The 14,044-nt window shown below is 62.3% G+C and carries 14 protein-coding genes; 2 read left to right on the forward strand and 12 right to left on the reverse strand.

From position 1 onward, the window contains the following. Positions 1-36 precede the first annotated feature (36 nt). The 11 genes from V3W40_RS28245 to V3W40_RS28295 form a co-directional block, all read right to left on the reverse strand. Positions 37-516: a DUF2878 domain-containing protein gene (locus V3W40_RS28245; protein ID WP_330216106.1), complete on the reverse strand. Its 480-nt coding sequence runs from the start codon at positions 514-516 to the stop codon at positions 37-39. Next, entirely contained in the window at positions 509-1,780 is a 1,272-nt protein-coding gene (locus V3W40_RS28250; RefSeq protein WP_330216107.1) for a cyclopropane-fatty-acyl-phospholipid synthase family protein, read from the reverse strand. The genes V3W40_RS28245 and V3W40_RS28250 overlap by 8 nt, the downstream gene beginning before the upstream one ends. After that, a complete protein-coding gene (locus V3W40_RS28255) occupies positions 1,767-2,576 on the reverse strand; it encodes a DUF1365 domain-containing protein (RefSeq protein ID WP_330216108.1) in 810 nt (269 codons plus the stop codon). The genes V3W40_RS28250 and V3W40_RS28255 overlap by 14 nt, the downstream gene beginning before the upstream one ends. Next, positions 2,573-3,820, reverse strand: coding sequence for an NAD(P)/FAD-dependent oxidoreductase (locus V3W40_RS28260; RefSeq protein WP_330216109.1), 1,248 nt, complete (start codon positions 3,818-3,820; stop codon positions 2,573-2,575). Before V3W40_RS28260 ends, V3W40_RS28255 begins: the two co-directional genes overlap by 4 nt. Continuing rightward, positions 3,817-4,599 carry an SDR family NAD(P)-dependent oxidoreductase gene (locus V3W40_RS28265; protein ID WP_065924055.1) on the reverse strand — a complete coding sequence of 261 codons (783 nt, stop codon included), beginning with the start codon at positions 4,597-4,599 and terminating at the stop codon, positions 3,817-3,819. The genes V3W40_RS28260 and V3W40_RS28265 overlap by 4 nt, the downstream gene beginning before the upstream one ends. Next, complete coding sequence (locus tag V3W40_RS28270; RefSeq protein WP_330216110.1) at positions 4,596-5,018, reverse strand: nuclear transport factor 2 family protein; 423 nt, start codon at positions 5,016-5,018, stop codon at positions 4,596-4,598. Before V3W40_RS28270 ends, V3W40_RS28265 begins: the two co-directional genes overlap by 4 nt. Beyond that, positions 5,011-6,453 (reverse strand): deoxyribodipyrimidine photo-lyase, encoded by a 1,443-nt coding sequence (gene phrB / locus V3W40_RS28275; RefSeq protein WP_330216111.1) that lies wholly within the window; start codon positions 6,451-6,453, stop codon positions 5,011-5,013. Before phrB ends, V3W40_RS28270 begins: the two co-directional genes overlap by 8 nt. Beyond that, positions 6,454-7,383 (reverse strand): MerR family transcriptional regulator, encoded by a 930-nt coding sequence (locus V3W40_RS28280; protein WP_330216112.1) that lies wholly within the window; start codon positions 7,381-7,383, stop codon positions 6,454-6,456. It lies immediately after the preceding gene. A gap of 15 nt (positions 7,384-7,398) precedes the next feature. Beyond that, positions 7,399-8,364 carry a YbgA family protein gene (locus V3W40_RS28285; protein WP_330216113.1) on the reverse strand — a complete coding sequence of 322 codons (966 nt, stop codon included), beginning with the start codon at positions 8,362-8,364 and terminating at the stop codon, positions 7,399-7,401. A gap of 111 nt (positions 8,365-8,475) precedes the next feature. Then, positions 8,476-8,691, reverse strand: a complete 216-nt coding sequence (locus V3W40_RS28290; protein WP_027606869.1) for a TIGR02450 family Trp-rich protein — start codon at positions 8,689-8,691, stop codon at positions 8,476-8,478. Beyond that, positions 8,688-9,674, reverse strand: coding sequence for an NAD(P)/FAD-dependent oxidoreductase (locus V3W40_RS28295; protein WP_330216114.1), 987 nt, complete (start codon positions 9,672-9,674; stop codon positions 8,688-8,690). The genes V3W40_RS28290 and V3W40_RS28295 overlap by 4 nt, the downstream gene beginning before the upstream one ends. 212 nt (positions 9,675-9,886) lie before the next feature. Here V3W40_RS28295 and V3W40_RS28300 point away from each other — a divergent pair, with 212 nt between their 5' ends. Next, positions 9,887-10,786, forward strand: coding sequence for a TIGR01777 family oxidoreductase (locus V3W40_RS28300; RefSeq protein ID WP_065924062.1), 900 nt, complete (start codon positions 9,887-9,889; stop codon positions 10,784-10,786). A 15-nt stretch (positions 10,787-10,801) separates the two neighbouring features. After that, the gene (hemH, locus tag V3W40_RS28305) at positions 10,802-11,827 is read left to right on the forward strand and encodes a ferrochelatase (RefSeq protein WP_330216115.1); all 1,026 of its coding nucleotides are present in this window, start codon (positions 10,802-10,804) and stop codon (positions 11,825-11,827) included. Positions 11,828-11,878: 51 nt separating this feature from the next. Here hemH and V3W40_RS28310 read toward each other — a convergent pair whose 3' ends face one another. Further along, positions 11,879-13,975 (reverse strand): TonB-dependent siderophore receptor, encoded by a 2,097-nt coding sequence (locus V3W40_RS28310; protein WP_330216116.1) that lies wholly within the window; start codon positions 13,973-13,975, stop codon positions 11,879-11,881. Positions 13,976-14,044 lie beyond the last annotated feature (69 nt).

Raw genomic sequence — 14,044 nt, forward strand, 5'->3', positions numbered from 1 at the left:
AAGCGGGTGACGCAGGTGTGAAAGGTCTGACAGGCGTCAGCGCGCCAGCCGATGCAGTCCGACGAACACCGCCGCCCAAAGCAGCGCCAGCCCCGCCATGGTGGGTAGCAGTGGGTAGCCAAAATGCACGCCCGCCAACTGGCTGCCGGCGTAATACGACAACGGCCCGCCGATCGCCCCCAATGCGGCCGCACGCCACCAGGGCCGTGCACTCCAGGCCAGGCAATGGCGCAGGGTGGTGGCCAGTACCGCCCACAGCAGGATCAGCCAAAAGGGAATCAGCGGTCCGGGCTCGCTGAAGTGAAACACCCCCAGGCTGCGCAGCAACGTATCCAGTACCGTGCCCAGCAGCGTCACGCGGATAATCAGCGCGCCGTCGGTGGCCCACGAACTTATCCACAGCAGGTGGATTGCCAGCACCGCCAGCCCTACCAGCAACCAAGGGCTATCGCCACCGAGTACGCAGGCAAACCACCCGCACTGGAACAGCACGGCATTGGCCAGTGGTTTAAGCACTGAAGCGCCCGAGCAACGGAGGGTTGATGGCCGACGGTTTGGCCAATAGCAATTGCGCGGTGCCAATGGTGCGCTCCATAAAGCCGCCCTCGCAGTAGCACAGGTAGAACTCCCACAACCGCAGGAAATATTCGTCGTAGCCCAGCTCCGTCAGGCGGCCGTGGGCGTGGCGAAAGTTCTCGTGCCACAGGCGCAGGGTTCGCGCGTAGTGCAGGCCGAAGTCCTCCATGTGCAGCAGGTTCATATCGGTGTCGCGGCTGACGATGTGCAGCATGTTCTGCACACTGGGCAGGGCACCGCCGGGGAAGATATAGCGCTGGATAAAGTCGACGCTGTTTTTCGCCTGCTCGAAGCGTTGCTCACGGATGGTGATGGCTTGCAGCAACATCAGGCCATCACGCTTGAGCAGGTGCGCGCACTGCTTGAAGTAGGTCGGCAGGAAGCGATGGCCCACCGCTTCGATCATCTCGATGGACACCAATTTGTCGTACTCGCCGGTCAGGTCGCGGTAGTCCTGCAGCAATAACGTGACCTGGTCTTGCAAGCCCAGGGCTGCGATGCGTTTTTCGGTGTAGGCGAACTGCTCTTTGGACAAGGTCGTGGTGGTGACCTTGCAGCCGTACTGCTGCGCCGCATACAGTGCCATGCTGCCCCAGCCGGTGCCGATTTCCAGCAGATGATCGGTGGGTTTGAGTGCGAGCTTCTGGCAGATGCGTTGCAGTTTGTTCAGTTGCGCCTGTTCCAGGCTGTCGTCGGGCGTCAGGAACTGCGCGGCCGAATACATCATGGTCGGGTCGAGGAATTCTTCGAACAGCTCATTGCCGAGGTCGTAGTGGGCGGCGATGTTTTTTTGCGAGCCCTTGCGCGTGTTGCGGTTGAGCCAGTGCAGGCCTAGGGTGAACGGCCGTGCCAATCTCGCCAGGCCACCCTCCATCGCGTCGAGCACATCCAGGTTACTCACCATAACCCGCACCACCGCCGTCAGGTCCGGGCTGGTCCAATAGCCGTGGATAAAGGCCTCGCCCGCACCGATGGAGCCGTTGGCCGCCACCAGGCCCCAGACCGCCGAATCGACAATCTGGATTTCCCCCAGCAGGTGCGCTTCCCGTGCGCCGAATACCTGGCGCTCGCCGTCCTCGATCACCACCAACTGGCCATGGCGCAGTTGGCTGAGTTGGCGCAGCACGCCCTTGCGCAGCAGCGCACTGGTCATGCCGTTGATGTTCAGGCGGTGGGTCTTGACCGATAAGCTAGGGGATTTCATGGCGGCGATCCTTGGTGTACCCGACTGCTGTGCGAGAGGCGCCGTCGGCGGCCTGATGGGAAAAAATCGGTGTGCGCTTGAGCAACAGGCGCAGGGCCTGCCAGTAAATGGCCAGACAGGTCTTGGCGGTCATCCACGGATAGCGCCACAGGTAACGGTGCAGGCTGGCGCGGTTCAGCGTTTCTTTGTGCAGGCTCAAGGTGGCGTCGAAGACTTTCACCTCGCCCTGCCAATCGGCCATGTGCACGCCGAGCTTGGTGGCGGGCGGGCTGAAGCTCATGCGGTATTCCAGGTCGCGCGGCAAAAACGGCGACACGTGAAACGCCTTGGCCACGGCGAAGTGTTGGTGCTGATCCGCGCTGAGGGCCTGGGCCGGCAGCACGTAGTGATAGCGTTCGCGCCATGGGGTGTTGGTCACTTCGCACAGGATCGCGGCCAGTTGCCCATCGGCCTCGAAGCAGTAGAAGAAACTCACCGGGTTAAAAGCCAGGCCCCAACTGCGGGCCTGGGTCAGCAGGCAGATAACGCCCAGGGGTGTATGCCCCAGGGCCTTGCCGACTTCCTGGCGCACAGCATCGGTCAAGCTCATGCCGTGGCGCGTGAATTCACGCAGGTAGTCCTGCTGGCGAAAACCGAAGGGCGCCAGGCGACTCGCGCCGGCCAGGGGCGACAGCCCGAGTACTTGGTCTTGTTCGCTGAGGTCCAGGTACAGCAGGCCGATGCGGTAGCGAAAGGCGTGGGCTTTGGGTGCAAACCGCCGATGGGCGATCCAGCCGCTGTACAGGGCGCTGTTCACAGGCTTTCCCCAAAGGCTTCGGCCACGCGCAAGGCGCTGACGACGCCGTCTTCATGGAAGCCGTTGGCCCAGTAGGCGCCGCAATACCAGGTATGTCGGGTGCCGTTCAGTTCTCCCCAGCGTGCTTGCGCGGCCACGGCGGCCAGGCTGTATTGCGGGTGGGCGTAGGTATAGCGCGCGAGGATCTTCAGCGGGTTGATCATCGACGTCTGGTTGAGGCTGACGCAAAAGGTGGTGGCGCTGTCGATGCCTTGCAGGATGTTCATGTCATAGGTGACAGCGGCCTGGGTCTGCACGTCGCCGCTCAGCCGGTAGTTCCAGCTGGCCCAGGCGAGTTTGCGGTCGGGCAGCAGGCGCGTGTCGGTATGCAGCACCACGTCATTGTCGGCGTAGGGCAGGGCGCCGAGGATCTCCTGCTCGGCCTGGCTCGGGTCGCCGAGCAAAGCGAGTGCCTGGTCGCTGTGGCAGGCGAACACCACCTTGTCGAAAGCTTCGGTGCCGGCGGCGCTGTGGATAATCACCCCCTCAGCGTCACGCTCGACCAAGTGCACGGGGCAGTTGAGGCGCACGTGTTCACGAAAGCTGCGGGTCAGCGGTTCGATATAACGACTGGAACCGCCCTCGATCACGCACCACTGTGGACGGTTGTTCACCGAGAGCAAGCCGTGGTTCTTGAAGAAGCGCACAAAGAACTGCAGCGGAAAGTTCAGCATGTCCGCCAGGGACATCGACCAGATCGCCGCGCCCATCGGTACGATGTAATGCCGTATAAATCGCGGCCCGTAACCCCCAGCCTCGAGGTAGTCACCCAAGGTCATCTCGGCGCTGATGCGCTGCTCTTGCAGGTCCAGCGGCGCCTGGCGATTGAAGCGCAGGATGTCACGCAGCATGCCCCAGAAGCCCGGCGACAGAATATTGCGGCGCTGGGCAAACAAGCTGTTGAGGTTGTTGCCGTTGTACTCGAAGCCGCTGCTCTGGTCGCACACCGAAAAGCTCATTTCGGTAGGCTTGAAGGTGACGCCGATCTGCCCCAGCAAGCGGATGAAGTTGGGGTAGGTCCAGTCGTTGAACACGATGAAGCCGGTATCCACCGCATAGGGTTTGCCCTCGACGGTGACGTTGACCGTGTGGGTATGCCCGCCGATACGGTCGCCCGCCTCGAACAGCGTGATGTCGTGACGGCGGCTGAGCAGGTAGGCGCTGGTCAGCCCGGCGATGCCGCTGCCGATAATGGCGATCTTCACAGGTCGTCCTTTTTCGGTGGCGGGCTGCGCAACATGCGTTTGCCGATGATCAATTGCGCGCGGTTCGGCAGTTTCGACAGCGGCCACAGCGTGGCGATAAACAGTGCGGGGAAGGCGATCTCCAGCGGGCGTTTTTCCAGCTTGGCGAAGATATGCCGCGCGGCCTTGTCGGCTGGCCAGCTCAGGGGCATCGGGAAGTCATTGCGCTCGGTGAGTGGGGTGTCGACGAAGCCCGGGCTGATCACCGTGACATCAATGTTTTCGGGCGACAGGCTGATGCGCAGGGATTCGAACAGGTAGCGCAGCCCGGCCTTGGACGCGCCATACGCTTCGGCCCGTGGCATCGGCAGGTAGGTCACGGCGCTGGCGACGCCCACCAGGTGTGGTGTGCGCCCGGCGCGCAACAACGGCAGCGCCGCTTCAATGCAGTAACTGCTCGCCAGCAGATTGGTGCGCACCACGTGTTCGATAATCGAGGCATCGAATTGCCTGGCGTCGACATATTCACAGGTGCCGGCGTTGAGGATCACGCTGTCGACCGAACCCCAGGCCGCGCCGATGTGTTCACCGATCTCGCGCACGGTCTGGCTGTTGGTCAGGTCGCCGGCCACCACGAGCACCTGGCCGGGGTACCGTTGGGCGAGCGCTTCCAGCGGGCCTTTGGTGCGTGAACTGAGGGCCACGTGGGCGCCGCTGTTGAGCAACTCCACGGCCAGCGCGGCGCCGATGCCACTGCTGGCACCGGTCAGCCAATAACGACGGGGCGGCAGTGCGTTCATCCCACTCTCCTTTTCAACCAACTGACGACCCCACCCAACACGGGAAGGTGTTCGTACAACAGGGCGCCGGCGTCGAAGTAATCGCGGTGGCGGTACACCTTGTCACGCCACATCAAATGCGAGCAGCCCTCCACGCGGATGATCTTGCCTTTGCCCAGGCGCGGGTGGCAGAAACTCATGTTCCAGCGCAGGTAACCTTCGCCTTCGGCCACCTGGTCGAAACCATGGAAGTCGAAGCGCAGCTGGCTGACGTTGCTGTACAGCTCGGCGAAATACGTGTGCAGTGCAGTCAGGCCATGGATTTCATGCAGCGGGTCGGTGAAGGCGATGTCCTTGCTGTAGAGGCTGTCGAGCAGCTGCAGATTGTGCTTGTCCAGCGAGGCAAAGGCCTGGGCGAAGCGGGGCAGGAAGTCACTCATGTTCAGCGACCTCCTGGCGTGAAGGCAGGTTGCGAAAGGCTGCCAGGGCGCGTTCGCGAGATTTTTTCAGGTCGACAATCGAGCGCGGATAATCCGCCACGCCAAACAAGCCGCCGGCGGTTTCCGGGTTGTGTACTTCCTTCTTGTTCAGCGTGGCCAGCTCCGGCAGCCAGTGCTTGATAAACACGCCTTCGCTGTCGAATTTTTCCGACTGGCTCAGCGGGCTGAAAATCCGGAAATACGGCGCCGAATCGGTGCCGGTGGATGAACTCCATTGCCAGCCGCCGTTGTTGGCGGCCAGGTCGCCGTCGATCAGGTGGCGCATGAAGAAGCGCTCGCCTTCGCGCCAGTCGATCAACAGGTTCTTGGTCAGGAACATCGCCACCACCATGCGCAGGCGGTTATGCATCCAGCCGGTTTCCAGCAACTGGCGCATGGCGGCATCGATGATCGGCAGGCCGGTGCGCGCCTGTTGCCAGGCGGCGAGGTCCTCGGGCGCATCGCGCCAGGCCAGGGCTTCGGTCTCGGGACGGAAAGCGCGATGACGGGAGACCCGTGGGTAGCCGACCAGAATGTGCTTGTAGAACTCACGCCATAGCAGCTCGTTGATCCAGGTGATGGCGCCGATGTCGCCGCTTTCGAACTCGCCCTGGTTGGTTTGCAGGGCGGCGTGCAGGCATTGGCGCGGCGAAACCACGCCGGCGGCCAGGTAGGCGGAGAGCTGGCTGGTGCCGGGCTTGGCCGGAAAATCCCGTTCGTCTTTGTAGTAGCTGATCTGCTGGTCGGCAAAGGCGTCGAGGCGGCGACGGGCTTCGTCTTCGCCGGCGGGCCAGAGGGCGCGCAAGGTGTCGCTGGGCGGTTCGAAGCCGTCGACCTGTTCGGGAATCGGATCGCTCTTGAGCGTGAGCACGGCTTGGGCCTTGGGCGTTGCGACCCGACGCGGCAGGGCGCTGTGCAGGCGCGCGTAGCAGACCTTGCGGAACTGGCTGAACACCTGGAAGTAGGTGCCGGTCTTGGTCAGCACGCTGCCCGGTTGGAAAAGCAGTTGGTCCAGGTAGCTGTGGAACGTCACGCCGCCGGCTTCCAGCGCCTCAGCGACAGCTGCATCGCGACGGCTTTCATGGATGCCGTATTCCTCGTTGACGTGCACCGACTCTACGGCCAGTTCCCGGCACAGTTGACTCAACACGGCGGGAACCTGATCCCAGTCAGCGGCATGGCGGATCAGCAAGGGAATGTTCAGGGTGCCCAGGGCCTGACTCAAGTGCTGCAGGTTGCGCAGCCAGAAATCCACTTTGCAGGGGGCATCGTCATGGGCCAGCCATTGCTCGGGCGTGACCAGGTACACGGCCGCCACCGGGCCTCGCTGGCAGGCCGCGGCCAGGGCGGTGTTGTCGTGAAGGCGCAAGTCGGTGCGCAGCCAGATCAAGTGCATTTAGATAAGTCCACGCTGGATCAGGAGCTGATGGGCCGACAACGGGTCTTCGGCCACGAACAATTGCGCAATGTCTTGGGTTAATACGGCCAGCTCGCCCTGGTGGATGCAGACCGTGGGGCCGACGAGCAGTTTTGCGCAATTGACGCCAGCCAGCAGCTTGGTCAATGCCGGCAATTGCAGGGCCTTGCTCGAGTACAGGAGCACGGCGCGCGGTTGCAGGTGTTCCGCCGCAAGGGCCAACTCGCCGGTGGGCAACGGCCAGTCGAAGACTTCCACCGGGCAATCGGCGCTGCTGGCCAGCCAGGCGCTGAGCCACAGGTGCGGCTCCAGGGGCAGGTCGGAGTGGTTGACCAGCAGCAACGGCGCGCCGTGCAACTGCCGGTTGTTGTGGTAGATGCGTGCACCAAACTTGCTGCGCAGCCAGGACAGGAAAAACACCCGCTCCATCTGAGCGCCAAACTGGCCTTGCCAGCGCTGTTCCAGCTCCTGCAGCAGCGGCAGCAGCAATTGCTCGCACAGGGTGCGCGGCGGGTACAGCGCCATGGCCTGGTTAAACACATCGTCCACCCGGCGTTCGGCCAGTTCGCTGACGGCCTGCACCAGGTTCTGGCGCAAGGCGTGCCACTCGTTCTCGACGGCATCGGGAAGGGCCTGGGCGGAATCGATCAGGCCTTTGACCTGGCTGACCGGCACGCCGCGATTGAGCCAGGTGAGGATGGTGTGGATGCGTTGGACATGGTCCGCATTGAACAGCCGATGGCCCTTGGGGGTGCGCTGGGGCACGATCAGGCCATAACGGCGTTCCCAGGCGCGCAGGGTCACGGCGTTGACGCCGGTCTGGCGCGCCACTTCGCGGATCGGCAGCCAGCCGTCTTCGAGGGCTTGGGCGATGTCTGCGCCGGGTTCGTCTTGCAAGATAGCGGTCATGACGCTTTTCATGGTTTAGATCGCATTCCGCAGGCTGAGATTTTCCGGGTGTGGCTGCAAGTAGGCCTGCTGCGCGATGTAGCGGTCCGGGTGTTGGCGAAAGTGATGCTTGAGCAGGGTCAACGGCACCACCAGCGGCACGATGCCCTGGTGATACTGGCTGATGACTGTCTGCATTTCCTGTTTGTCATCGGCGCTGATGGCCTGCTTGAGGTAGCCGCTGATGTGTTGCAGCACGTTGGCGTGGGTGCCGCGGGTGGCGCACTTTTTCAGGCCGGTCATCAGGTCGCTGAAATAGCAGGCGGCCACCTCGTCGAGGTTGACGTCCCTGGCCATGCTGCCGAGGCGGTGGCCCAGGCTCTTGTAGTGCATCAGGCTGTGGGCCATCAGCAAATACTTGTAGCGCGCGTGAAACGCCAGCAGGCGGTGGCGGGTCAGGCCCTCGGCCAGCAGTTGCTGCCAACTGGCGTAGACGAAGACGCGGGTCAGGAAGTTTTCCCGCAGTACCGGGTCATTCAGGCGGCCGTCTTCTTCCACAGGCAGGTTCGGGTGGCGCGCGCAGAACGCCTGGGCGTAGATGCCACGCCCGCCACCCTCCACCGGCGCTCCGTTTTCACGGTAGACCTTGACGCGTTCCAGGCCGCAGGACGGCGACTTCTGCATGAAGATGTAGCCGCACAGGTCGGTGTGTTCGGCGGCCATTTTGCGGCCGTATGCGTCCAGCGGCGCGGTGACATTCAGCTCGCGGTGTACGGTGCCGACGGCCTGGGGCTGTTCGGCATCGCCCACCAGGCGAATGGTTTCACGGGGGATACCCAGGCCGATCGCCACTTCCGGGCACAGCGGCACGAAGTCGAAATACTCGGCGAGGACCTCGCTGCATAGCTGGGATTGCTTGTGACCGCCATTGAAACGCACATTTTCGCCCAGCAGGCAGGCGCTGATGCCAATCTTCGGCTTGATGGACGGTGTGCTGGGCATGGCCAAACCTCTGCAAGATTCCTGTACAAGATCTGAAATCTGTACAACTAAATCTCATCATAGGTTTGATGCTGTACAAGTCAAATATTTTGTACAAGTATTTGCGCGGGGCTATTTCCAGCCGATTTGCCAAGCCTCGGCATTTTGCAGGGTTTGCCAGGCCAGGCGCTGGGCGCGCAGGGTCATCACGGCTTGCAACTCGATTTCCAGCACTGTGCCGTCTTCGTCACGAAACAGTTCGGTCACCAGAAAGTGTTTTTCCTTGTTGCGGGGCCGGGCTGCCGTCCACTTCGACAGCAGCAATTTGGCCGGGTTGATGCGGTTCATTGCAGGTGCTCGATCAACCGTCGCGCGGCTTCCTGGCCACTGAGCCACGCCCCTTCCACGCGGCCCGAGAGGCACCAGTCGCCACACACGTACAGGCCCAGGTCGGCGTCGGCCAGCACCCCGAACTCATGGGCGGCTGACGGCCGTGCGTAGAGCCAGCGGTGGGCCAGGCTGAAGGACGGTGCGGGCATGGCGCTGTGCAGCAATTCGGCGAAGGCGCCGTGCAGGTGTTCGATCACCGCGTCCTTGGACAGGTCCAGGTGGGCCTTGCTCCAGGTGCTGGTGGCATGCAGCACCCAGGTGTCGAGGGTCGTATCGCGCCCGGGCTTGCTGCGGTTGCGCGCCAGCCAGTCCAGCGGGCTGTCTTGCACGAAGCAGCCTTCCATAGGGGTATCCAGGGGCTTGTCGAAGGCCAGGGCAATGGCCCAGGTCGGGTCCATCTTCACGCCGGCGGCGGCACTCGCCAATTTGGGCGCTGCCGCCAGCAGGGCCGTGGCCTGGGGCGCAGGCGTGGCGATGATCACATGGCTGAACGGGCCGTGGTTTTCGCCGTCGGCATCCAGCAGGTTCCAGTGTTGCTTGCCTTGGAACACTTCGGTGATCCGGCAACCGAACTCCACCGGCAGGTCATCGAGCAGGGCGCGGGTAATGGCGCTCATGCGCGGCTTGCCGACCCAGCGGATCTGTTCATCGGGGGAGGGCGTGAGTTGGCCGGACTTGAAGTTGTACAGCTGGGGCTTCCACTGCTCGGCCCAGCCGTTGCTTTGCCAGCGCTGCACTTCGTTGACGAAGCGTCGGTCGCGGGCGGTGAAGTATTGGGCGCCCATGTCCAATGCGCCGGCGTCGCTGCGCTTGCTGGACATGCGGCCGCCGCTGCCGCGGCTTTTATCGAAGAGTTGTACAACGTGCCCGGCGTCTTGTAACGCTCGGGCGGCGGAGAGACCGGCGATGCCGGTGCCGATGATCGCGATGGGGACAGTCATGGGAGGCCTCGTTTTACCGTTGGGTACAGGCTACGCCGACACCAATAGCTGTACAATATTATTTTTTGGTATAAGTTTTGGCGTACCTGATCGCTTGGCGTGACCTATGGTTAAGCATGAGGCTTAAACAAAAGTCACGCTCGATTACAAATTGATCCCTGCTTATAAAATAGACTAGTGATCGGCGGCGAACGTTACATGAGGAGCGTCCCATGCATATTTTGCTGACCGGCGGTACCGGCCTGATCGGTCGCCAACTCTGCCAACACTGGATTGCCCAAGGTCATCGCCTGACGGTGTGGAGCCGCCATCCTGAAGACGTCGCCCGGTTATGCGGTGCAACGGTGCTCGGGGTGGCTCGTCTGGAGGAGGTGATTGGCGCGGTGGACGCGGTGGTCAACCTGGCGGGTGCGCCGATTGCTGACCGTCCCTGGACCCACAAACGCAAGGCGCTGCTCTGGAGCAGCCGCATCGGCTTGACCGAAACCCTGCTGGCCTGGCTCGAAAGCCAGGCGCAGAAACCGGCGGTGCTGGTTTCCGGTTCGGCGGTGGGCTGGTACGGCGACGGTGGCGAGCGCGAACTGACCGAGGCCAGCGGCCCGGTACAGGACGATTTCCCCAGCCAACTCTGCATCGCCTGGGAAGAAACCGCCCAACGTGCCGAAGCGATGGGCATCCGCGTGGTGCTGGTGCGCACCGGCCTGGTACTGGCGGCCGAGGGCGGCTTTTTGTCGCGCCTGTTGCTGCCGTTCAAACTCGGGCTGGGCGGGCCTATCGGCAACGGGCGGCAGTGGATGCCGTGGGTTCATATCAAGGATCAAATCGCCCTGATTGATTTTCTTCTGCACAAGGATGACGCCAGCGGTCCTTATAATGCCTGCGCGCCGCACCCAGTGCGTAACCGCGAGTTCGCCAAGACATTAGGCCAGGCGCTGCACCGCCCGGCGTTCATGCCGATGCCGGCCTTTGCATTGAAGGTGGGTTTGGGCGAGTTATCGGGGCTGTTGCTGGGCGGGCAGAAGGCGATCCCCGAACGCTTGATGGCCGCCGGTTTCATTTTCCAGTTCACTGAGTTGCATGCGGCTTTGGATGACTTGTCCAGCCGCCTCTAAGAGATAGGATGTTGCATGACGGATCACGCGTTGTTACTGGTCAACTTGGGTTCACCGGCCTCCACTTCGGTGGCCGATGTGCGCAGCTACCTCAATCAGTTCCTGATGGACCCTTATGTCATCGACCTGCCGTGGCCGGTGCGGCGCTTGCTGGTGTCGTTGATCCTGATCAAGCGCCCTGAGCAATCTGCGCATGCCTACGCCTCTATATGGTGGGACGAGGGTTCGCCGCTGGTGGTGCTCAGTCGTCGCCTGCAACAGCAGATGACCGCGCAGTGGACCCAGGGGCCCGTGGAGTTGGCGATGCGTTATGGCGAGCCTTCCCTGGAAACGACGCTCACGCGGTTGGCCGCCCAAGGTATTCAGAAAGTGACTCTGGCGCCTCTGTACCCGCAGTTTGCCGACAGCACCGTGACCACGGTGATTGAAGAAGCCAAGCGGGTAGTGCGCGAGAAAAAGCTCAACGTACAGTTCTCGATCCTGCAGCCATTCTACGATCAGGCGGAATACCTCGACGCGTTGGCCGCCAGCGCCCGACCTTATATAGACGCGCATTACGACCACTTGCTGCTGAGCTTCCACGGCTTGCCCGAGCGCCATCTGAAAAAGCTCGACCCGACCGGCCAGCATTGTTTCAAGGATGCGGACTGCTGCAGGAACGCCTCGCCTGAGGTGCTCGCGACCTGCTACCGCGCACAATGCTTCAGCGTTGCCCGCGACTTCGCCGCGCGCCTGGGCTTGCCTGACGACAAATGGTCAGTGGCGTTCCAGTCGCGCCTGGGCCGTGCGAAGTGGATCGAACCCTACACCGAGGCACGCCTGGAAGCGCTGGCCCGTCAAGGGGTGAAAAAGCTGCTGGTGATGTGCCCCGCGTTTGTTGCCGACTGCATCGAGACCCTGGAAGAGATCGGTGATCGTGGTCGGGAGCAATTCCGCGAGGCGGGCGGTGAGGAGTTGGTGCTGGTGCCGTGTTTGAATGACGATCCGCAGTGGGCGGCAGCGCTCAATACCTTGTGTGAAAGAGCCCCGCTTTCGCTGTAATCACGTCATCTAAATGTGAGGGGCTTAACCCCTCTCACGTTTTTGATTGTGTTACAGGTTGAGGGTCAGGCTGACGGTGAGATTGCGCGGCTCGCCGGGATTGACCCAGTAATTGCTGTAGGACCGCTCGTAGTACTTTTCATCGAACAAGTTGTTGAGGTTCAGGCCCACGGTGACGTTCTGCGTGGCCTTGTAATGGGCCAGCAAATCGACGGTGTGGTAAGCGGGCAGTTCAAAGCGGCTGCCGGCTTCACCCGAGCGATCCCCCACATAGGTGAACGCCGCGCCCAGGTCTGAACCGCGCAGCGCGCCGTCCTGGAATTCATACACCCCCAACAGGCTGCCGCTGCGCTTGGCTACGCCGAGGATGCGGCTGCCCGCAGGAATGGCTTTATCACCCTTGGTCACTTCGGCATCTATGTAGGCAAAGGCGCCGATCACCCGTACGGCATCGGTCAGTTGTCCTGTCAGTTGCAGGTCGAAGCCCTGGCTGCGTGCCTTGCCCATGGCGCGGTTGGTATTGGTGGTCGGGTCCAGGGCCAGCACGTTTTCCTTTTCGATATGGAAAGCGGCGAGGGTGGCGCTGAGGCGGTCGTCGAACAGCTCGCTCTTGATCCCTACCTCATAGCCTACGCCGTCTTCGGGCTTGAAGGTCTTACCGCTGGCGTCCAGGCCGCTGTTGGGCTTGAACGAGGTGGAAGCGTTGGCGAATACGCCGGCCTCTGGCGTCAGTTGATACAGCAGACCGGCGCGCTGGGTAAGTGCGTCGTGGGTTTGCCGACTCTTGGCGTGGTTGCGGGTGAAGTCGTCGGTGCTTTGTTCGAAATGCTCGAAGCGCGCGCCGACCATGCCGCGCAGGCGGTCAGTGAAGATGATCTGGTCTTGCAGGTTCAGCGCCTGGCTTTTGGTCTGTTCGAAGAAGTCGGTGCCGGAGCGTGCGCCATTGGGTTTGGGCTGGCCGTAGACCGGGTTGTAGAGGTCGATGGCGTAGGGGCTGCCGGCTATGGCGGTGACGCGCTCCTTCTTGCGGTAGTCCTCGTATTCGGTGCCGACCAGCAATTCGTGCTGCCAACTGCCAAGGTCGAACAGGCCGCGCAGTTCCAGCTGGGTGATGCTGTCGTGCCAGCCCGTGGAGCGTTCGCGGTAACGGCGGTTAAGGGTATGGCCGTCGGTGTTCAGTGCGCGGTTTTCCGAGGCGTCGCCCCACAGGCTGCCTTGCTTGTAGTGGCTGGCCAGGCGCAGTTTCCAGGCGTCGTTGAGATGATGCTCGAGGGTCGCCTGGATGCGGTTGTTGTGGTTGTCGATATCGCCGTCGTTGGGTTCGCCGAGGAAGGTGGAGCGTGATACGCCTGGGGCATCGACGATGCCCCGGTCGAAGGTGGAGCTGTGGCGTACGAATTCGCTTTCCACCAGCAGGTGGGTGTCCGGGTCCAACTGCCAACTGAATGAGGGCGCGACGAATACGCGCTTGCTCTCGACGTGATCACGGAAGCTGTTGTTGTCCTCCACCGCCAGGTTGACCCGCGACAGCAGGTTGCCCTCTCTGTCCAGCGGCGTATTGATGTCGACGGCAGTGCGATAACGGTCCCAACTGCCCGCGCTGGTTTGCACGGTTGTGAAGGCTTCGGGCTGGGGCTTTTTGGTAACGATATTCACGGTGCCGCCGGGATCACCACGGCCATACAGGCTGGCGGCCGGGCCCTTGAGCACTTCGATGCGCTCGATATTGGCCGCGTCCGGCGTGCTCGGGTAGCCGCGGTTGGCGCTGAAACCATCCTGGTAGAACTCCGACGTGGTGAAGCCGCGCACGCTGTATTCGTAGAGCGTGAGGCCGCCAAAGTTGTTCTGCTTGGACACCCCGCCGGCAAACTCCAGGGCGCGTTCCACGTTGGTGCTGCCCAGGTCCGTGAGTACCGAGGCGGGAATCACGCTGATGGACTGTGGGATATCGCGAAGGGCGGTGTCAGTTTTGGTCGCGCTGGCAGAGCGGGTGGCGCGGTAGCCGTTGACCGGGCCGGTGGCGGATTCATAGGCGTCGGTAGTGACGCTGATGGTCTCCAGCTCAACGCTGTTGTCTTCGGCAAAGGCGGGATCCAGCAGCAAACCCAAGGCCAGGCCAGCCAGGGGGGCAAACGTTCGAGACGGCATGATAGAGCGTTCCAATAGCGATATTGAAACAATATAACATGACTGATGAGAATGGATTCGTTTTGAAAT

The sequence above is a fragment of the Pseudomonas sp. AM8 genome, from assembly GCF_036346475.1.
In the GTDB taxonomy this organism is placed as follows: domain Bacteria; phylum Pseudomonadota; class Gammaproteobacteria; order Pseudomonadales; family Pseudomonadaceae; genus Aquipseudomonas; species Aquipseudomonas marginalis.